Annotated in this window: 21 protein-coding genes; 20 read left to right on the top strand and 1 reads right to left on the bottom strand. The window is 38.1% G+C overall.

Annotated elements, in window-relative coordinates; all coding sequences use genetic code 11:
• Position 1 precedes the first annotated feature (1 nt).
• Positions 2 to 565 (top strand): molybdopterin-guanine dinucleotide biosynthesis protein B, encoded by a 564-nt coding sequence (mobB, locus tag QCD85_RS09855; RefSeq protein WP_301262472.1) that lies wholly within the window; start codon positions 2 to 4, stop codon positions 563 to 565.
• Entirely contained in the window at positions 562 to 1,104 is a 543-nt protein-coding gene (locus tag QCD85_RS09850) for an NADPH-dependent FMN reductase (protein WP_273612588.1), read from the top strand. Before mobB ends, QCD85_RS09850 begins: the two co-directional genes overlap by 4 nt.
• A gap of 281 nt (positions 1,105 to 1,385) precedes the next feature.
• Here the strand turns inward: QCD85_RS09850 and xerS are convergent, their stop codons facing one another.
• Positions 1,386 to 2,468, bottom strand: coding sequence for a tyrosine recombinase XerS (gene xerS, locus QCD85_RS09845; protein ID WP_301262471.1), 1,083 nt, complete (start codon positions 2,466 to 2,468; stop codon positions 1,386 to 1,388).
• A gap of 167 nt (positions 2,469 to 2,635) precedes the next feature.
• On the opposite strand from xerS, the gene QCD85_RS09840 reads away from it, so the two are divergent.
• The 18 genes from QCD85_RS09840 (at position 2,636) to rbsB (ending at position 19,534) form a co-directional block, all read left to right on the top strand.
• Positions 2,636 to 3,133 carry a GNAT family N-acetyltransferase gene (locus QCD85_RS09840; protein WP_273612586.1) on the top strand — a complete coding sequence of 166 codons (498 nt, stop codon included), beginning with the start codon at positions 2,636 to 2,638 and terminating at the stop codon, positions 3,131 to 3,133.
• A gap of 42 nt (positions 3,134 to 3,175) precedes the next feature.
• Positions 3,176 to 3,949: an SDR family NAD(P)-dependent oxidoreductase gene (locus QCD85_RS09835; RefSeq protein WP_301262470.1), complete on the top strand. Its 774-nt coding sequence runs from the start codon at positions 3,176 to 3,178 to the stop codon at positions 3,947 to 3,949.
• Positions 3,950 to 4,044: 95 nt separating this feature from the next.
• Positions 4,045 to 4,341 (top strand): MbcA/ParS/Xre antitoxin family protein, encoded by a 297-nt coding sequence (locus QCD85_RS09830; RefSeq protein WP_301262469.1) that lies wholly within the window; start codon positions 4,045 to 4,047, stop codon positions 4,339 to 4,341.
• 77 nt (positions 4,342 to 4,418) lie between these two features.
• On the top strand, positions 4,419 to 4,763 hold the full coding sequence (locus tag QCD85_RS09825; protein WP_301262468.1) for a hypothetical protein: 345 nt from the start codon (positions 4,419 to 4,421) through the stop codon (positions 4,761 to 4,763).
• Between the two features lie 118 nt (positions 4,764 to 4,881).
• Positions 4,882 to 5,778, top strand: coding sequence for a GIY-YIG nuclease family protein (locus tag QCD85_RS09820; protein WP_301262467.1), 897 nt, complete (start codon positions 4,882 to 4,884; stop codon positions 5,776 to 5,778).
• 53 nt (positions 5,779 to 5,831) lie between these two features.
• The gene (locus tag QCD85_RS09815; protein WP_273612580.1) at positions 5,832 to 6,494 is read left to right on the top strand and encodes a DUF2625 family protein; all 663 of its coding nucleotides are present in this window, start codon (positions 5,832 to 5,834) and stop codon (positions 6,492 to 6,494) included.
• Between the two features lie 240 nt (positions 6,495 to 6,734).
• Complete coding sequence (locus QCD85_RS09810) at positions 6,735 to 7,796, top strand: carbohydrate-binding family 9-like protein (RefSeq protein WP_301262466.1); 1,062 nt, start codon at positions 6,735 to 6,737, stop codon at positions 7,794 to 7,796.
• Positions 7,797 to 7,882: 86 nt separating this feature from the next.
• Complete coding sequence (locus QCD85_RS09805) at positions 7,883 to 10,549, top strand: transglutaminase-like domain-containing protein (RefSeq protein ID WP_301262465.1); 2,667 nt, start codon at positions 7,883 to 7,885, stop codon at positions 10,547 to 10,549.
• Between the two features lie 150 nt (positions 10,550 to 10,699).
• A complete protein-coding gene (locus QCD85_RS09800; RefSeq protein ID WP_301262464.1) occupies positions 10,700 to 10,936 on the top strand; it encodes a hypothetical protein in 237 nt (78 codons plus the stop codon).
• 92 nt (positions 10,937 to 11,028) lie between these two features.
• Positions 11,029 to 11,643 (top strand): YdcF family protein, encoded by a 615-nt coding sequence (locus QCD85_RS09795; protein ID WP_301262463.1) that lies wholly within the window; start codon positions 11,029 to 11,031, stop codon positions 11,641 to 11,643.
• Positions 11,644 to 11,673: 30 nt separating this feature from the next.
• Positions 11,674 to 12,315 carry a hypothetical protein gene (locus QCD85_RS09790; protein ID WP_301262462.1) on the top strand — a complete coding sequence of 214 codons (642 nt, stop codon included), beginning with the start codon at positions 11,674 to 11,676 and terminating at the stop codon, positions 12,313 to 12,315.
• Positions 12,316 to 12,408: 93 nt separating this feature from the next.
• Positions 12,409 to 13,305, top strand: coding sequence for an aldo/keto reductase (locus QCD85_RS09785; RefSeq protein ID WP_273612573.1), 897 nt, complete (start codon positions 12,409 to 12,411; stop codon positions 13,303 to 13,305).
• A 355-nt stretch (positions 13,306 to 13,660) separates the two neighbouring features.
• Entirely contained in the window at positions 13,661 to 14,638 is a 978-nt protein-coding gene (locus tag QCD85_RS09780; protein WP_204823915.1) for a LacI family DNA-binding transcriptional regulator, read from the top strand.
• Between the two features lie 109 nt (positions 14,639 to 14,747).
• Positions 14,748 to 15,653: a ribokinase gene (gene rbsK / locus QCD85_RS09775; RefSeq protein ID WP_301262461.1), complete on the top strand. Its 906-nt coding sequence runs from the start codon at positions 14,748 to 14,750 to the stop codon at positions 15,651 to 15,653.
• Positions 15,653 to 16,063, top strand: coding sequence for a D-ribose pyranase (gene rbsD / locus QCD85_RS09770; protein WP_301262460.1), 411 nt, complete (start codon positions 15,653 to 15,655; stop codon positions 16,061 to 16,063). Before rbsK ends, rbsD begins: the two co-directional genes overlap by 1 nt.
• Positions 16,064 to 16,121: 58 nt before the next feature.
• Positions 16,122 to 17,603 (top strand): sugar ABC transporter ATP-binding protein, encoded by a 1,482-nt coding sequence (locus QCD85_RS09765; RefSeq protein ID WP_301262459.1) that lies wholly within the window; start codon positions 16,122 to 16,124, stop codon positions 17,601 to 17,603.
• A 1-nt stretch (position 17,604) separates the two neighbouring features.
• Positions 17,605 to 18,573, top strand: coding sequence for an ABC transporter permease subunit (rbsC, locus tag QCD85_RS09760; RefSeq protein ID WP_204823919.1), 969 nt, complete (start codon positions 17,605 to 17,607; stop codon positions 18,571 to 18,573).
• A 34-nt stretch (positions 18,574 to 18,607) separates the two neighbouring features.
• A complete protein-coding gene (gene rbsB / locus QCD85_RS09755; RefSeq protein WP_301262458.1) occupies positions 18,608 to 19,534 on the top strand; it encodes a ribose ABC transporter substrate-binding protein RbsB in 927 nt (308 codons plus the stop codon).
• The last annotated feature ends 67 nt before the right edge of the window (positions 19,535 to 19,601 follow it).

Here is a 19,601-nt window from a genome sequence, read left to right as displayed (position 1 = left end):
TATGACAGATACTATGTCCTCATCTAATGATCATTCTGTACGTTTGCCGGTAGTTATTCAAATTGTAGGTTACAAAAATTCAGGCAAAACCACATTGATCGGAGCACTGTTGCAACACTGGTCTACGCAAGGAAAAAGAATTGCTGTTATCAAACATGATGCTCATGAATTTGACATGGATCATGCAGGTACAGATACGTATGCTCATACCCAATCAGGCGCTGCAGCGATAGCGATTAGTTCAGCTACACGAACAGCAATCATAGAGCAACAACCTTCATCATTAGAACAATTAATCGCTAGATTTGCTGTTGGATATGACTTGATTCTGGTAGAAGGATTCAAGCAAGCTCATTATCCCAAAATTGTGATTGTTGCCGATCAAGAAGGCATTTCTTTACCTGCTGAATTATCGCATGTGAAATGGGTCTACAATCGGTATGATTCATTTATATCTTCAAATTTGAAAGAAATCACTTTTATAGATGCTAAAAAAGATGGTATTATAACGATAATCCATGAATTGGAAAATTACATTGAAGCTCAGGGGGAACATCAGAAATGAAAATCACACTTATCGCCGGCAGTAATCGTCCGGACGCATCAACTACTTTACTTAGCCAGTATATTGCCCGTCTGCTTCAAGAGCATGGACATGAAGCAGAAGTATTTAATTTGTATGAACACCAATTGCCGTTATACGGACCAGGTGAAGCGTATGGACATGAAGAAGTACAGAAGCTTGCACAAGCTGCGAAGTCTGCGGATGCTCTTGTATTAGCGACACCTGAATATCATGGTTCGATTTCAGGCGTACTCAAAAATGCATTAGACTTCTTGGGTAGCGATTATTTTAATAATAAAGCTGTGTTATCTGCGAACTCAGCAGGTGGATTGATCGGTACAGCTTCTTTGTTACATTTACAGACTATTGTTCGTAATGTACATGGTATTAACTGTCCGGAATGGATCTCAATTGGTGGATCACAGCGTGAATTTAATGAAAACGGAGAACCGATCGATGAAGGAACAGAACTGCGTATTCGCAAAGCAGTTGAAAACTTTATTGAGCTAGCATCCAAATTAAGTAGTGCGTCTGCGTAAGCTGACTTTAGTATAGTTGTACTATTTTGCCCGTATACTTATACAGAATGAAATAGATTGTAAAGCAGTATTAAGTTTGCTGTTTGGATACACAAGCATAAGTATTGTATTCAACAACGTATTGAAATAACCAAATCCCCTTACTAACAGCATGGAACTTACTCCTATAGGGAGTGTTCGCTGACATAGTAAGGGGATTTTGCTATAGATATTAATTGTTTCTAATTTATAAAATTGTTATACAGTGTCATAAGAATGAGCATATAGTTACAATCTGAACACTACAAATCTGTTCTTTTTTCGATCGCTTCAGACATCGTTTTATCGGTAAGATGCGCATAAATTTCTGTTGTTTCGGTAGAAGCATGCCCTAATTGTTCTTTTGTTTTGTAAATATCGTTTTGTAAATAATAATCGGTTGCAAACGAATGACGTAATTTGTGCACCGTAAGATAAGGTTTGCCAAAGCTTTTAGCATATTTCATAATCATCGCTTGAATCGCTCGCTTAGTCATTCGTTTGCCAGAAGACTGTCCATTGGGACGGGCGACAAATAAGGCCGTTTCTTTTTTCGGTGTGCGATAACGAGTCTCACGCAATTGTAGATAGGTTTGAATCTCGTCTTTAGCTTGCTCACGAAAATAGATAGGCGTTTTAAAAGTCTCATCATTGTTCCCTTTACGCGATACATACATTAATTTCTGATTGAGATCAAGATCGATTAAGTTAAGGTTGACCACTTCTGATACACGCAAGCCTGAGTTCAAAATTAAGCTCGTAATACAAGCATCCCGCTCACGATTAAGTTCATATGAATACAGTGCTTGTTTGTTAGTAGCAATATCTTCACGATATCCTTCCAGAATATAACCGACAAATTCCAGCAATTCTTCATCTTCCAAAATCTTACCTTTTAATTTGGCGGCAGTATCTTTTGGTTTGTGCATCCGTTTCACTTCAACTTTTGCCATAATATTACGTCTGAGAAAAGGATAAAAATCATCATCTTCAGCAATCTGGCTCAAATAATGAAATAGTGAGCGGAGAGAAGATAATTTACGAGATACAGTTACACGCGTATTTGTGCCTTCGGTTCGAGTCGTTAAATGAAGACGATAATTCGTAACATCTTCCATCCGCAACGTTTCCAATTCCAGTAATTGAATTTGTTTGTAATCAGCGGCTGTAGATAATCCTTCTACGATCATCCAACCGAAAAAAGACTCGTAATCTCGTATGTACTCCAGCAATGTAGATGGAGAAAGATCAGGTAATTTATAATTGATAAATTGCTCTACAAACCATGGCATTGAAGGCAATTTTTCATCTAATTTCAAGCGATCTGCTATTTTTTGTACACTCATGTTGATATTCACCTCTTATCCGATTGTAGCACAAATAGGAGTAGATCATCTGTTTCTTCAATTGGAAATGATTTGCTTCTTTTAGAGAGAAAAGTATATAGTAAAAGGAAAAGAAAAACGTACATGTGCAACGCTAAACGACCTGACTTCGGTGATGGAGGTTCATCATGAGATTAAAGCTTGAGCAAGTGCCACGTAGTCGCAGACGTGTAATCCGGGAAATGATGCAATTGTATCTTTATGATTTTACATATTATTTGAGTATTGATCTTGATGAGAAAGGTCGCTTTCCCGAATACCCGGGGTTAAATCAATATTGGAGTCAACCTGGTAAAAAGTTTCCATTTTTAATTTATGTCGATTCGTATATTGCTGGCTTCGCTCTGGTCGATCGGTTGAAAGATCCTTTAGAAGCAGATTATTATATGACCGAATTTTTTGTGTTAAAAAAATACAGGCGTACAGGAGTCGGTAAGTGGGCTGCTCATCAATTGTTCTCACGGTATGCAGGCACATGGAAAGTAACGCAAGTCCAGACTAATCGTCCGGCACAGCTATTTTGGCGTCAGGTGATTGGAGAGTATACAAAAGAGCAGTATCGGGAAGTGGTTCATCCACACTATGGCAATCCCAGTCAGTATTTTGATACACAACAAGCTGAATAATATCATTTGCACCTAATCACAGCATAGAGAGGAAGACACATTATGTATTTACCATCATTTTCATTATCTAATAAAAAAGCTATCGTAACCGGAGCAGGCAAAGGCATCGGGCAAGCTCTGGCTGTTGGACTTGCTCAAGCTGGAGCAGATGTAGGATTGATCGCTAGAACAGGATCAGATCTAGAAGTGACCAAACAATTAATCGAAAAACATAGCAGTCGCAAAGCAATCTGTATCACTGCTGATGTAACAGATCGTGAGCAAATGCAAGCCGCTTTTGATCGGTTTGAATTGGCTTTTGGCGCACCGGATATTCTAGTTAATAATGCAGGGATGAATATTCGTTCCAAAGCGCTGGATGTCACTGACAGTGAATGGCATACAATTGTAGAAACAAATTTACATTCAGCGCTAATCGCTTCACAAATAGCTGCACATCTAATGAAAGAACATGGTGGAGGCAAAATTATTAATATTGCTTCTGTGGGTGGGCATACTGCTTTGCGTACAGGTGTAGTCTATGGCGCAACCAAAGCAGGTCTCATCCATATGACCAAAATTCTAGCTATGGAATGGGCACAATACGGCATCCAAGTCAATGGTGTAGGCCCCTGGTATTTCCGTACTCCTCTTACCGAGACGATCTTAGCAGATGAACAGTACATGCAAGACATTCTGGATCGCACTCCTATGAAACGTGTAGGTAATCTAGAAGAAGTCGTAGGGCCAGTAGTCTTTTTAGCTTCGGAAGCGGCAGGGTATATTACAGGACAAACGATTATGATAGATGGTGGAATGTCTGTATTTGGATTTTGAAAAACTTGTTATTACGTATCATTCAAAATACACTAAGTATACATGCTTAGTGTATTTTGGTATGTTATACATTTTACTTTATAAGGAGAACAGATATGTCTGATATATACGATATTTATGGTGAAGAATACAATAAAGACAGTTGGGAAAAATTTGTGGGAATTCATCAAGAGTTATATGATCCTATTGATCCTTTATTAAAAACAAAAATGAGCCAGACTACTATTCCAAAAGATATTCAAATCGTATTGCTTGCTAAGTTAGGTGAATATACATTTCAATGGATTGAACGGACTATCCCGGCGTTAGATCACAAAACACCGCTGTCTTATTTGCAAACTGAACAAGGAACCAATGCACTTAGAGCAGCTATCATGCGCATGCCTAATTAATAGACCGCAAAAATTTGCTCTGCAAGGTATTTACGAACAGAGATTCAGTAGTGAATATAATTAAAGGGAGTTAGATAATGGGATACAATATCTATATTACCAGAGCAGAAGATATCTATGAAAATGAAGATTCTCGAATTTCATTAAAAGAATGGAAGGATATTATTCGTGCAGATAATGAGTTAGAAGCTATAGACAAATTAGAGACAACTTTACCTAATGGATTGATATTGTCTCAAGAACAAGAAGGAATGGCAATTTGGGAATATACAATTGAAAACGAAAAACAAAAAATATATCTACTTTATAGTGATGGTAATATTTTTTCTAAGTATGGCGATATGATGATGATTAACAAAATGAAAAAAATAGCAATTAAATTACAAGCAAAAGTTATTGGAGAAGAAGGAGAAGTATATTAATTTATAGATAAAATACTGAGTATATAATTGTTATTAGATTTGATTATGTGTTTGAGTTATTTCAAAAACAATAATTAATAAATATAGAATATGAGCGGATTGAATTCAGGGGGCTGTTATGAGAGGGAGAACCATTAAACTCTATACAATGAGTGAACAATATAAAAATTTGCAAATAGCTGAGTTAGGCAATTGGACAGGAAAAGTATACATTGGAGAAAGAAAACATGTACAACTTTTGAAAAAGTTTGAAGAATTATTTGCGCCTGGTATATATTTTTTAATATCTGACATTGAAGAATCATACTTGAAACGTATATATATAGGAGAAGCAGATGAGGTAAACCAAAGATTACAAGATCATTATAAGTCTAAAGAGTGGTGGAGTACATTTGCTATTTTTATTAGTAAAGATAATAATCTGACCAAAGCACATGTACGCTATTTAGAAAAAGAATTATATATTGTAGCTAAAAATAATACAACTACTGTAAAAGTAGATAATACAAATATACCTACTGGTTCTAAAATGCCTCAATCAGATCGAGAAGATATGGATGAATTTAGTGAAAATATAACATTTGTTTTAAAAAATTTAAGAATTATGGATTTTACTAAAACAAGTAGTACAGATATTAATAATTTAGAACATTCTAATTTAAATCGATTACCTGTATCAGATAGTCCCATTTTTAAAATAAATATAGCTAAAAAACAAGCTAAACTTCAAATTGTAAATGGAATATATAAGTTATTAAAGGGATCTTATATTAGAAAAGAACATAATCGAGGATTTATATCACATAACTATTCTAAATTACGTAAACAATTAGAAGATGAACACTATTTTACAGTATCAGAAGATACTGACTTTTATATATTGTTAAAAGATATTGATTTTAAATCACCATCTGCTGCAGGAGCTATTGTAAGAAATAGTTCAACGAATGGAAGAAAGGACTGGAAGTTAGACAATGGAACTAGTTTAGATGACTATGAAAATAATTTACCATAAAAGAAAATAACTATAACATCTATTTTACTTTGACAATAGAGAGGAAGCTCAATATGAAATCAATTGAACAATTGGTCAATACACAGGAACATGCTTGGCAAGAAATACAGGATGTTTTGAATCAAGGGGAAACACCGTATACTATTTTGCCCAAACAAGATCTACAAGCACAATCGACATTGTTGCAGATGCAAATTACAACGAAATCGTATCTTGGTTGTATTGCGTATGAAACTGGCGGCATTTTATTTGATCAAGGTTGGATTAAGCTATTAGGTTCAGGTAACGAACGAATTTATGGAGATTTGTTATCATGGAATGGACAATCTCAAGCCGAACAGTCTAATACAATACAACCGATCGCCAAAGCCTTAGTAGTAGCTTACGATGTGGTAGGAGGATTTTTTGCTTTAAATGGTGGAGGATTAGGTGAAGAGCCTACCATCTATTATTTTGCTCCAGATACATTAGAGTGGGAAGATACCGAGTTATCTTATTCTGAATTTGTGATCTGGTTAGCTTCTGGACGATTATCTCAATTTTATGAAACGATGCGCTGGAACGGTTGGCAAGAAGATATCTCGAACTTGGCGCCTGATTGTGCAATTCATTTTTATCCCCCTCTTTGGACGCAAGAAGGATCGTCTGATCAAAGTAGTAAAAAAGCTGTTCCGATCGCCGAGTTTTGGAATATGCATATCAGTCCTTCTCAATAAAATAAAGCAACACAAGCAAAAAACTCCTATATACGCTATCCACGTATACCGGAGTTTTTTTGCTATTGATTGTAAGCATCATTGACTATTATCTGTACAAATAACGCTGTTTTGTACTATTTTAGTGATGATAAAGACAAATACGACATATATTGAAGTGTATAAATGCCATATTTACGAACATTATGATCTACTTTAGAATAAATGTAAGAATTGCTGACAAACAAAGGAGATGACATCGTGCATAAGCTATCTGCGGTTCCTGAACCTCATATTCAATACCAACCCAAACATTATGTATGTAAACGAGCAGAAGGACAAAGCGACTGGAGTGGGAAATTAGACCAGCCTTTTTGGGAGCAAACCAGTTGGACAGATTCATTTATCGATATTGAAGGTGATTTGAAGCCATTACCTTCCAAGCAGACACGTGTCAAAATGCTTTGGGATGATGATTATTTTTATATAGGTGCAGAATTAGAAGACAATGAAATATGGGCAACACAGACAGAGCGAGATTCTGTTATTTTTTATGATAATGATTTTGAAGTTTTTATCGATCCTGATGGAGATACACATCAGTATTATGAGTTTGAAATCAATGCGCTTAATACAGTCTGGGATTTATTACTCGTGAAGCCGTATCGAGATGAAGGGCCTGCAATAAATGGATGGGATATGAGCGGACTACGTACAGCCGTGTATATTGATGGAAAGTTAAACAATCCGCTAGCTCCCAATCGTAAATGGAGTGTAGAGATTGCCATGCCATGGTCTATTTTGAAAGAGTGTTCGCTACATAAACGTGCTCCGCTAGCTGGTGAGCACTGGCGTGTTAATTTCTCACGTGTACAATGGCAAGTAGATATTATAGATGATCAATATGTTAAAAGAATTGATCCAGCGACAGGTCGTTCTTTTCCAGAAGACAACTGGGTATGGAGTCCAATGGGAATTGTAAATATGCACTATCCTGAGCTATGGGGATATGTAATCTTTACAGATGAGCAGAACATCAACGATACCGAACAACAATTGCATCTGACTACGGTTGAACAATACAAATGGTTATTACGACAGCTCTATTATCGTCAGCGTCAGTATGCAAGTGAACATCAACAGTATTGTGATCAACTGGCAACGATTTACCACACTTTACCTCAAGACATTCAAAATATTGCAGATATAGAACAACTTCAATTGGAGACGACAAGTAGTATGTTTCAGATTTCTATCAAAATACCGGATGAGCAGACTCGTCTCTGTATTCGGCAAGATGGATGGGTATGGCAAGAAGCTTGATTAGTATTGGGAATGAATCTTGCTAAATAAGGAAAATACTACAATCATAATGGTGCAGTGATCATTATGGATCGGGAGGTATATTGATGACAGTCAATACAGCTTATGGGCTCAATATGGATGTAATCGAAGAAAAGTTTGCTTGGAAAAAAGAACAAGCTCAAGGACGCGAGGAATCACTATTTGCTGTATTTGAACAAGACCTTTCAGAGCAGGAAAAGCAGTTACTTCAATTTCTATATGCGTATATGCCATTGCATGATCTGGCTGATTATGATGGTGCTTTTTTTCTAAACCATATTCGGCAAGTGCTACAAGTACAAGCAGATATGCCTTGGGGCGCACGTATTCCTGATGAAATCTTTGTAAATTATGTTTTGCCTTATCGAGTAAATAACGAGAATATCGATCACAGTCGGTCAGTGATCTACGAGGAATTAGCAGAGCGGGTACAGCATTTATCTATGACGGATGCTATATTGGAAACAAATTATTGGTGTCATGAGCGTGCAACTTATATTGGAACAGATATACGCACTGTTTCTCCGCTTACAATCATGAGGACTGCACTCGGACGTTGTGGGGAGCAATCGACCTTGACTGTAACTGCACTGCGTAGTATTGGAATTCCTGCTCGTCAATGTTACACACCGCGCTGGGCACATTGCGATTCTAATCATGCATGGGTAGAAGCATGGGCAGATGGAGAATGGCACTTTTTAGGAGCGTGTGAACCGGAACCTGTACTTGACGAAGGGTGGTTTCGCTTACCTGCTAAGCGTGCGATGTTAGTACACACACGTGTATTTGCAGATTATAATGGTCCTGAAGAAGTAACAACCACACATCCCTGGTATACCGAAATTAATTTGTTGGCTCATTATGCGGATGTCAAAACGATTCATATTCATGTAACCGATGAAGCAGGAAAGCCTGTAGTAGCTGAAGTTCAATTTCAATTGTACAACTCGGCTGAATTTTATCCTTTGACTTCGTTAATGACCGATGATCAAGGACATGCTTCGTTAACAACAGGATATGGTGACTTGTTTATTCATGCGTATACATCTTCTGTATGGGGAACAGCTTTTCTAAATACGAATACATCATCTGAACTAACATTAGTATTAAAAAGGTATAACATTCATGTATATGCAGAACACACTACCACTAATACAAGTCCAACGGTTGTAAGAGAAGAATGGAAAATGACTCCACCTGTTGCTCCTGTTATTGATAGTGGAGCGAAAGTGGACGAATCTACTGCTCATCAACATATACACAGAATCAAAGCAGGTACAGGAATTCGTACTGCTTTTGAACACACATTTATAGATCAAGAACAAGCGCGTCAATATGCAGAAGAATGGCAGTTACCGACAGAGCGGGTGTGGAATATACTGCAAACAGCGAAAGGAAACGGAGAGGAGATTGCCGCTTTTCTTGGCGAATGTACTCTGGCTGAACGTGCGTTAGGGTTGCGTTTATTAGAATCGTTACGTCCTAAAGATCTAACAGATACGTTTCGACCGGTATTACACGATCATCTGCAAGGTGTTATATCATTAGACGAATCATCTCATATCTATTCAAGTGATTGGGATCAATACGTTCTATGTCCACGAGTTCATTTTGAAATGCTTACACCGTATCGTAACTATTTCGCTGATCAATGGAATACAGAGCAAGAACAGGCATTCCGCTCTGATCCTATGCTATTAGCTACTGTACTGGAACAAGAGATCACAGTCAATAATCATATAGATCGTTATACAGGAATGGCAACACCTGCGGCGGCTCATCAATTAGGAGTTACTGATTCGGTAAGTCGTGATATTGCTTTTGTAGCGGCTGCACGTAGTCTTGGTATTGCGGCGCGTTTAGAACCGCTAAATGCTATTCCCCAATATCAGTTACAAGGTACATGGCATTCAGTTCAATGGAAGCAAGAGCAATCTACATTTATTGAGGATAGTGTATTGGCTTCTGCTACTAGTCAAATACAGTTTGTACGTGCTTCAGATGATGTAGAAGTGGTTGCAGAATATCAGCATAATTTTACGATCGCTATTTTTGAAAATGGTATTTATCGCACATTGGATATTCCTTATGGCGAAAAAGAGGTGTACCAGCAACCGTACGATGTATTAGCAGGTGATTATCGTTTGACAACAGGAACCCGTCTTGAAGATGGAAGTGTGTTAGGTACCTTTGCTTACTTTAACGTACAACCTGATCAGCAAATAGAAGTAGAGTTAATATTCCGTACAGAACAGCAACAGATACCTGTTCTTTTGGAAACATTGCCAGAACTTTTACAACATCATATTTATTCGTTGCAACCAAACGAAGATAAAAAGGATAGAAAAGAAGGTCATATTCTAGCATGGCTAGAGCCTGAACGTGAACCGACCAAGCATTTATTACGTGAATTGGCAGAACTGCGAGCAGAATTGGAAATATGGGCGGGTGATATTCAGTTATTGATTGCAGATGAGCAAGAATATGGAGCAGTTATTTTAGATCCTTTGCCAGCTCAGTCTCAGATTGCAATCGATTCAAACTACCAATTTCTACAACAATGGTCAGAGTGCCTCACTTCATTAGGAGGAGATCAGCTACCTGTTGTGATCGTTGTAGATGCACAACAACGAGTTCGATACTGCTTGCAAGGATACAAGTTAGGTACAGGGAAAGAATTATTACGTATTGTAAATGGTATGAACAAAGAAATACATCAAGAAAAGAACTAAACAATTACAAGAATTGCTTTGTCAAAGACTTCACTGTTGCTCAAGTAGCAGTGGAGTCTTTTTGATGGTTTTGATGTGCTGTACATTTAGCATACATTTCGCAACCATCTGTAATGATGTTATAATTTTAAAAAAGAAAGGAGGGATATGATGTTACGTAATAAAGATATTTTTATGCCAATTACAATAGTGTTGGCGATAGTTACTGTTGGTTTATCTATTTGGGAACTGGTGAGTCATCAATCGAGCGGGTATATTTTTCTATTACTTGGCTTACTGCTTATTTCTTCCGGAGCTTCTGCTTTTCGCTCAGATCGAAAATGGGCAGCTTATATGAATTGGATCGTTGGTATTTATATTATTATTGTTTTTTCTACATCTATATAAATCATATTTCAATAGAACGAATTGTAACGACAAACAAGATAGAGTAGGTCATCGGTTCAATAGCAATTCGCTTGTACATAAGGAGAACAATCATGTTAACACGTTTGAAAAAGATAGGCAGTCATGACATATTTAAAAGAATGATCGTTACAGTAATTTTTGTAGTTGTGCTTTCATTTGCAATTATTAAATCTATGATCATATCTGGTTTTAAAATCAATGATACGCAAGCTTCTCATGTAGATTATATAATTATTTTGGGTTCAGGGCTGAAAGGTTCACAGTTATCGATTATTTTGCAACAGCGAGTTGATACAGGGATTGTTTATCTGAAGCAACACCCTCATATGCCTGTTATCGTATCCGGTGGTCAAGGTCCCGGGGAAGATATTCCAGAAGCGGAAGCAATGAGTCGCTATCTGGTTAGTCAAGGCATTGATCAGACTCGTATTATTCAAGAAAATCGTTCAACCAGCACTTTTGAAAATTTGAAGTTTTCTCAAGATATTTTGCAAGCACGAGGTATCCATCAACCTTCGATTATGATCGTAACGAGCAATTATCATCTGTATCGTGCAGAAATGATCGCTTCTACACTTGGCTTCAAAGTGCATGGTATAGCAAGCCCATCACTAGGGTATTTATTGCCTCAAAATATGTTGCGTGAATATCTTGCCATGATCAAAGCCATGCTACAGCTTCCATAAAAAAGTTCTAACATGATAAGGAGTTGCCTAATGAGTGAATATACGATTGGACATTTGATTCAGCGCAAACATAGTGAGTTATTGGAAGATTTTAATCCTCTTTTTACAGGTCATCTTAATGAACATTGGACTTTGTTTTTTATGAAAGATACCAGTTTTAAGAAAAAAGTTCCTGACTCTATTTATCAGATTTCCAATACGGTACCTGTGCTCCATTTTGATCATGCAGAAGATCATGGCTGGAGTTATGAAATTATATCGAACGGCATATCAAAAGCTCACTTTGATTATAATTACGAGTTAGAAGAAATATCTTTGCATCAAATGGCACTGGATCGTTACCCTGAAGAAGATCCGGTAGAGCTGTTATATACTAATCCTGATTTTGAAGGAGTTCGTTCACAATTGCTGGCTGAATTACATCAGAACCCGGCATACCAAGAACAACTTCAACAGCTATTTCAAAATTGCCATGTAGAGCAATTTACTCTATTCGAAGTGAGTCCAGAACAGATTGAGCAATTAAAGCAGATTATGACTCAAAAGCATCTAGATCAGTTAGATTTTATGCATGATTTGGTGGATCAATTTAAAGAGATACTGAATCTTCAAAAAATGAGCTGGATCAGTCCAGAACGTTTAGAAGATGATGAATTCGATTTGGAGTTATGAGAAGATTCGTACATCATTTTCCAATAAAGTGATTACGCTTACAGCTGAAGGGTAATAAATTAGCGAATCAAGATGACCAGGGAGGCTACAATCATGGAGAAGCGCAAATATGGTAAAACAGATATGGAAGTCAGTGTACTGGGATTTGGTGGTTCTGAAATAGGCAGTGGAGTCAGCGAAAGTGATGTTAAACAATTACTGAATAGCGCATTAGATGCTGGCTTAAATGTAATTGATACTGCTGAATGTTATGGAAAAAGTGAAGAATTAATTGGAAATACACTGTCTCATCGTCGGGATGATTATTATTTATTTACTAAATGTGGTCATGCCGCAGATTTTGATGCACCAGACTGGGACCCTGTGATGTTAGAACAAAGTATTGATCGCAGTCTGAAGCGACTCAAAACAGATTATGTAGATGTGATCCATTTACATAGTTGCTCTGAAGAAGTGCTACGTCGTGGCGAAGTGATTGAAGTGCTACAACGTGCCAAACAAGCAGGCAAAACACGCTATATCGGTTATAGTGGTGATCATACTAATGCCCTGTATGCTATCAATACAGGCGTATTTGATAGTCTTGAAACATCTGTCAATATTGCTGATCAAGAAGCGATTGCTCTTACTATTCCAGAAGCACGCAAGCAAGGAATGGGTATTGTTGCCAAGCGTCCTATTGCTAATGCTGCATGGACATTTGAAACGGTCGGTGCGCAAGAATATCCGTTTGTATATTGGAATCGATTGCGTGATCTGAATTATGGATTTTTGCAAGATGAAGAAGTGCAAAAAAGTATCGAGCGTGCACTACGTTTTACATTGAGTATTGAAGGAATAGATACAGCGATTGTTGGAACAACAAAGCCAAGTCGTTGGACCGAAAATGCTGCTTTATTAAAAGAAGGAGCACTATCCAAAGAACATTTCGAAGCAATACGCAGTCGCTGGCAAGAAATTGCGGAACCAGAATGGGTAGGACAAACGTAATATAGATTCGATTGATATAATAAACACATCTATTTTCATCATAAATAGGAGCTATCTTCTTAGAAATTATAGAAGGTAGCTTTTTTGTGCGATACGGTCGGTACAATATAGCCTTTATCAACTCTATTTTATTAAATTTCATTATATGAAAAATTCAAAACAATAAAACAAAAAAATATACTTTGCTACTACACATATCATCCATACTCATGAGGCATCTAAATCCAAGATGTAAAAAGGAAGACGTGACTCCATTATCCCCATCAACATATAAAATCTAAAATAATAGTTGTCAAAACGAAAAACATATGATAATTTATACCTGTAACCGGTTACACATCGAGGTGAAAAGAAAATGACAACGATAAAAGATGTAGCACGCCATGCAGGCGTATCTGTTGCTACTGTTTCACGAGTGATTAATGAGACAGGTTATGTGCATGAAGATACGCGGCGTAAAGTAGAAGAATCTGTTCAACAATTGAACTATACACCTAATGAAGTAGCACGTTCTTTATATAAACGTAAATCCAGATTAATCGGTCTGTTGCTACCTGATATTACGAACCCTTACTTTCCTCAATTAGCTCGTGGGGTAGAAGATCGGATGCAGGAAAGTGGATTCCGCTTAATTTTTGGCAATAGTGACGAAAGTCAAAAGAAAGAGCAAGATTACATACAGACTTTTGTCCAAAACAATGTTGTCGGTGTGATCTCATCTACCAATGATCCAGGTACAGCTTCATATCGCTCACTCAAAATTCCGGTCGTCTTTTTGGATCGTATATCCAGTGATCGTCCTGCTGTGTATGCAGATGGTCGAGAAGGTGGACGACTTGCAGCCCAGCAAATGATTCAGCGTGGAAGCCATCATATTACAGTGATGCAAGGACCTATTCATATTCGCCCTGCACAAGATCGTTTTCAAGGAGCGATAGAAGTGTTGCAAGATATGGGAATCGATTATCATACGACACAGACTTCATCTTTTTCATTTACCGATGCAGATCGCTGGGCAAAAGAGCTGTTTGAACAATATCCTGATACAGATGGTGTGATTGCAAGCAACGATATTGTAGCGACAGCAGTAATACAAGAAGCCTATCGTCTGGGCAAAAAAGTACCGCAAGATGTGCAGATTATCGGATTTGATGATATTCCTTTAAGTAGTCTGTTATCACCAGCATTATCTACAATTCGTCAACCAGCCTATGATATGGGCAGAGCGGCGGCAGATTTATTAATTCAATTGATTGAAGGTACAGCAGGAGAACAACGGACAATTCAGATGCCTGTTCAATTTATAGAACGCGAGACAACACGTAAGCTGTAATGTATTAGTTTTATATAAGATCATTGTTAAGTACAGTTAATTGATACTAAATATAAAATAGCATGTCTTGATTGCCCAATAAAAAGAAGTAGAAAGGTGGAAATTTAATATGTCTCAATCTCAGCATCATTCTTCTAAAGCTAAAATTTGTGTTATTGGTAGTTGTTCGATGGATTTAGTGGTTACTTCTGAGAAGCGCCCGGGTGCAGGAGAAACCGTTCTTGGAGAAAGCTTCAAAACGGTTCCCGGTGGAAAAGGAGCTAATCAAGCTGTAGCCGCCGCACGATTAGGAGCAGAAGTGACTATGATCGGTCGTGTGGGTGATGATCATTTGGGAACAACGATTTTACAAAACTTCAAAGACAATGATGTAAATGTAGACTATGTGGAACCGGTTACAGATATGGAGAGCGGTACAGCACATATTATTTTAGCTGAAGGAGATAACAGTATTATTGTCGTGAAAGCGGCTAATGATCATGTGACTCCAGCGTATGTAGCTCAAGCGATTGATGTGATTAAAGCTTCCGATATTGTGATGATTCAGCAAGAAATTCCTGAAGAAACGGTAACCTATGTTAGTCAAATATGCGCTGATGCTAATGTGCCTTTATTGTTAAATCCAGCACCGGCTCGTCATGTGAATGAGACTGTGATCAACAATCTTTCTTATATTACACCGAATGAACATGAAGCAGGTATCGTGTTTGAAGGGCTCACATTAGAAGAAGCATTACGTCAACATCCCAATCGTTTGTTCGTAACCGAAGGTAGTAACGGTGTTCGCTATTATGATGGGCAACAAGAGGTGGTTGTGCCAACGTACAAAGTAGACGCTGTAGATACAACAGGTGCAGGAGATACGTTCAATGCGGCTTTCGGGGTGGCTTTAGCAGAAGGTCAGTCTTTGCAAGATGCACTACGTTTTGGCAATCGCGCAGCTTCTCTTTCAGTCACTAAATTTGGTGCACAAGGCGGAATGCCTACACGTCAGGAAGTAGAGGAACAATTGTAATGAAGAAAAGTGGAATTTTGAATAGTCATATTGCTAAAGTATTGGCTGATCTTGGGCATACCGATTATATTGTGATTGCTGATATAGGATTACCTGTACCGGATGGAGTGCCTAAGATTGATCTTGCTCTTACGTATGGAGTACCTAGCTTCCGCGATGTCGTTCATGTGATCTCAGAAGATATGGAAATCGAACAGATTACAATCGCAGAAGAGATGGTACAGCAGAATAAAGATACATTTTTATATATGCAAGATAAGTTCGCAAGTATTCCATTATCCAGATGTAGCCATGAAGAATTCAAGCGTTACTGTCAAAAAGCCAAAGTAATTATTCGTACGGGTGAATCCAGACCCTATGCTAATTGCATTTTGCATGCAGGTGTTCATTTTGGAGCAACACAGCAGTAAAAGAACAGCAAGAGTAGGACGCATAAATAGCACAACAGATTTAAAGGAGGCATTGTCTATGCAGATTCAAATGAATGGTATTTACAAATCCTTCGGTACAAACCAAGTCTTGAGCGGAGTCAATTTTGATCTCCGCGCAGGCGAAGTTCATGCACTGATGGGTGAAAATGGAGCTGGCAAGTCAACATTAATGAATATTTTGATTGGTCTGCATGAGCGCGATCAAGGCACCATTGTAATAGATGGACAAGAGACCTATTTTGATAATCCCAAAGTTGCTGAACAAAAAGGAATCGCTTTTATCCATCAAGAGCTTAATATCTGGCGTGATATGACCGTACTTGAAAATTTATTTATCGGTAAAGAGATGACATCCAAATGGGGTTTACTCAATACCAAACAAATGAAAACGCTAGCAAAAGAGCAATTCCGCAAATTAGCAGTCGATTTACCTTTGCAAGGTGAAGCAGGAGATTGTTCTGTTGGACAACAGCAAATGATCGAGATCGCCAAAGCTTTAATGACAGATGCGAAAGTAATCGTGATGGATGAACCAACTGCCGCACTAACCGAGCGTGAAATTCAAAAGTTATTTGAAGTGATAATGGCGCTCAAAAAAGAAGGTGTGTCGATTGTGTACATTTCGCACAGAATGGAAGAAATATTTGCGATTTGTGATCGAATTACAATTATGCGTGATGGCAAAACAGTCGATACCAAAGAAATTCCACATACTCATTTCGATGAAGTAGTCAAAAAAATGGTAGGTCGTGAATTGACAGAACGTTATCCTGCCCGTACACCGCAACCTGGTGAAGTGATTTTGGAAGTGAAAAATGCTAGCAAAAAAGGTCAATTCCAGAATGTAAGTTTTACGGTTCATGCAGGAGAAATTGTAGGTTTCTCCGGATTGATGGGTTCGGGACGCACAGAGATTATGCGTACGTTGTTTGGACTAGACACGCTCGATAGCGGAGAAATCTGGATACGTGGTAAAAAAGTAAATATTCGCAGACCTGATGATGCAGTGAAGCATGGTATAGGCTTTATTACCGAAGATCGTAAAGATGAAGGATTAGTACTTGATTTTTCAATTCGTGAAAATATGGCGCTACCTAACTTATTTAGTTTCTCTTCGAAAGGATTTATTTCTAGTAAAAAAGAAGCGGAATTTGTAGATACATTAATCAAACGATTGCAAGTAAAAACTCAATCTGCGGAGACACCTGCACGTAGCCTTTCCGGTGGTAATCAGCAAAAAGTCGTAATTGCGAAATGGATTGGTATTGGCCCAAGCGTATTGATCTTGGACGAACCGACACGCGGGGTAGATGTAGGAGCGAAGCGTGAAATTTATCAATTGATGAATGAACTTACCGATCGTGGTGTAGCGATTATTATGGTGTCCTCTGAATTGCCAGAAGTACTTGGAATGAGTGACCGTATTGTAGTTGTCCATGAAGGTAAGATTAGCGGAGAATTATCCAGTCAAGAAGCTACGCAAGAAAATATTATGACGTTAGCTACAGGAGGACAGTAATATGACAACCATAACGAAAGAAAAACCAGAGAAAAATTTCAAATTATCGAATGTAACACAAAAGCTCGGTCCGTTGCTTGGATTTATTATTCTAGTCATTATTGTATCGGTATTGAATCCAGACTTTTTGGAACCGCTTAATATTTTAAATCTGTTGCGCCAGGTGGCGATTAATGCGTTAATTGCATTTGGTATGACTTTTGTTATTTTGACAGGTGGTATTGATCTATCGGTTGGTTCGATTCTTGCTTTATCCAGTGCATTTGTAGCGAATCTGATGTTAGCAGGGGTTGATCCGATCTTAGCAATTATTATCGGATGTGCAGCAGGTGGCGTTATGGGTATGGTCAATGGACTGATGATCACCAAAGGTAAAATGGCTCCATTTATTGCTACACTAGCGACAATGACCATATTCCGTGGACTGACTCTCGTATATACCAATGGTAATCCTATCACAGGGCTTGGCGACAGTATGGCATTTCAATTATTCGGACGTGGATATTTCTTAGGGATTCCTGTACCGGCGATTACGATGGCAATTACATTTATCGTACTATGGGTGATCTTGCACAAAACACCATTTGGTCGTAAAACATATGCTATCGGTGGTAATGAAAAAGCAGCTATCGTATCTGGTATTAAAGTACCACGTGTTAAAATTATGATTTACTCTTTAGCAGGTGCATTATCTGCATTAGCAGGCGCAATCTTAACATCTCGTCTTAATTCTGCACAACCAACAGCAGGTACATCATATGAGCTGGATGCTATTGCAGCAGTCGTACTAGGAGGAACCAGTCTTTCAGGTGGACGTGGACGCATTGTAGGTACACTGATTGGCGCATTGATTATTGGTACCTTAAATAACGGTCTGAATTTGCTAGGGGTGTCTTCTTTCTATCAGATGGTTGTAAAAGGGATCGTTATTGTTATTGCGGTATTGATTGATCGTAAAAAATCTGCATAATACATTGATTTTAAAACGAAAAGAGGAATCCAGTATGAAAAAAGGTATATCGCTACTTGCAGTTATAATGACTGTGATCCTATTAGCAGGATGTTCACTTCAACCTCCAGCATGGGCCAAATCCAAAAAATCAGCAAATGCAGGCGAGATTAAGATTGGTCTCTCTGTATCTACTTTAAATAATCCATTTTTCGTATCACTCAAAGATGGAGTCGTAAAAGAAGCGAAAAAGCTAAATATCCAAGTGATCGTTGTTGATGCTCAAAATGATTCTGCCAAACAAAGTAATGATGTGGATGATTTGATTCAGCAAGGGGTAGACGCACTGTTAATCAACCCGACTGATTCAGCAGCGATCTCGGCGGCAGTTCAATCTGCCAATACACTAGATATTCCTGTTGTGACGTTAGATCGTTCTGCGGACAAAGGAGATGTCAAAGCATTGGTCGCTTCCGATAATGTCAAAGGCGGTAAAATGGCAGCTGAATATATTGTCAAACAATTAGGCAAAGATGCTAAAGTGATCGAATTACAAGGCGTACCTGGTGCATCTGCTACTCGTGAACGTGGTAAAGGATTCCATGATATCGCAGATAAAGAATTAGATGTAGTTGCTAGTCAGGCAGCAGATTTTGACCGTACTAAAGGTCTAACCGTTATGGAAAATCTACTTCAAGGAAATCCAGATGTACAAGCCGTATTCGCTCATAACGATGAAATGGCACTCGGTGCGATAGAAGCGATCCAAAGTTCAGGTAAAGACATTCCTGTGATCGGCTTCGATGGTAATGAGGATGCGCTCAATTCGATCAAAGACGGCAAATTGACAGCTACAGTCGCTCAACAACCTGAACTGATCGGACAAATGGCAGTCGATGCTGCTCGTGATGTATTGCAAGGAAAAACGGTCGAGAAATCTATTCCAGCTCCTCTGAAATTAGTCACAAAAGAAGATCAATAAAAAACGCAGTACTTAGCTAAAATAAACTAAATCATATAATGTAGAAGGTCAATATACTATTGGCCTT

The organism is Paenibacillus sp. PsM32, assembly GCF_030433815.1.
Taxonomy (GTDB): domain Bacteria; phylum Bacillota; class Bacilli; order Paenibacillales; family Paenibacillaceae; genus Saccharibacillus; species Saccharibacillus kyungheensis.
This window is presented reverse-complemented; position numbering and strand designations above follow the sequence as displayed.

What these genes read in the sequence shown, in the direction of transcription:
- QCD85_RS09790 (WP_301262462.1), top strand. Translation starts at nt 11,674, where the DNA reads ATGAGTGAATATACGATTGGACATTTGATTCAGCGCAAACATAGTGAG.
- QCD85_RS09840 (WP_273612586.1), top strand. Translation starts at nt 2,636, where the DNA reads ATGAGATTAAAGCTTGAGCAAGTGCCACGTAGTCGCAGACGTGTAATC.
- QCD85_RS09780 (WP_204823915.1), top strand. Translation starts at nt 13,661, where the DNA reads ATGACAACGATAAAAGATGTAGCACGCCATGCAGGCGTATCTGTTGCT.
- QCD85_RS09800 (WP_301262464.1), top strand. Translation starts at nt 10,700, where the DNA reads ATGTTACGTAATAAAGATATTTTTATGCCAATTACAATAGTGTTGGCG.
- rbsB (WP_301262458.1), top strand. Translation starts at nt 18,608, where the DNA reads ATGAAAAAAGGTATATCGCTACTTGCAGTTATAATGACTGTGATCCTA.
- QCD85_RS09765 (WP_301262459.1), top strand. Translation starts at nt 16,122, where the DNA reads ATGCAGATTCAAATGAATGGTATTTACAAATCCTTCGGTACAAACCAA.
- QCD85_RS09805 (WP_301262465.1), top strand. Translation starts at nt 7,883, where the DNA reads ATGACAGTCAATACAGCTTATGGGCTCAATATGGATGTAATCGAAGAA.
- QCD85_RS09825 (WP_301262468.1), top strand. Translation starts at nt 4,419, where the DNA reads ATGGGATACAATATCTATATTACCAGAGCAGAAGATATCTATGAAAAT.
- QCD85_RS09815 (WP_273612580.1), top strand. Translation starts at nt 5,832, where the DNA reads ATGAAATCAATTGAACAATTGGTCAATACACAGGAACATGCTTGGCAA.
- QCD85_RS09835 (WP_301262470.1), top strand. Translation starts at nt 3,176, where the DNA reads ATGTATTTACCATCATTTTCATTATCTAATAAAAAAGCTATCGTAACC.
- QCD85_RS09820 (WP_301262467.1), top strand. Translation starts at nt 4,882, where the DNA reads ATGAGAGGGAGAACCATTAAACTCTATACAATGAGTGAACAATATAAA.
- QCD85_RS09830 (WP_301262469.1), top strand. Translation starts at nt 4,045, where the DNA reads ATGTCTGATATATACGATATTTATGGTGAAGAATACAATAAAGACAGT.
- mobB (WP_301262472.1), top strand. Translation starts at nt 2, where the DNA reads ATGACAGATACTATGTCCTCATCTAATGATCATTCTGTACGTTTGCCG.
- rbsK (WP_301262461.1), top strand. Translation starts at nt 14,748, where the DNA reads ATGTCTCAATCTCAGCATCATTCTTCTAAAGCTAAAATTTGTGTTATT.
- QCD85_RS09850 (WP_273612588.1), top strand. Translation starts at nt 562, where the DNA reads ATGAAAATCACACTTATCGCCGGCAGTAATCGTCCGGACGCATCAACT.
- QCD85_RS09785 (WP_273612573.1), top strand. Translation starts at nt 12,409, where the DNA reads ATGGAGAAGCGCAAATATGGTAAAACAGATATGGAAGTCAGTGTACTG.
- rbsC (WP_204823919.1), top strand. Translation starts at nt 17,605, where the DNA reads ATGACAACCATAACGAAAGAAAAACCAGAGAAAAATTTCAAATTATCG.
- xerS (WP_301262471.1), bottom strand. Translation starts at nt 2,468, where the DNA reads ATGAGTGTACAAAAAATAGCAGATCGCTTGAAATTAGATGAAAAATTG.
- rbsD (WP_301262460.1), top strand. Translation starts at nt 15,653, where the DNA reads ATGAAGAAAAGTGGAATTTTGAATAGTCATATTGCTAAAGTATTGGCT.
- QCD85_RS09795 (WP_301262463.1), top strand. Translation starts at nt 11,029, where the DNA reads ATGTTAACACGTTTGAAAAAGATAGGCAGTCATGACATATTTAAAAGA.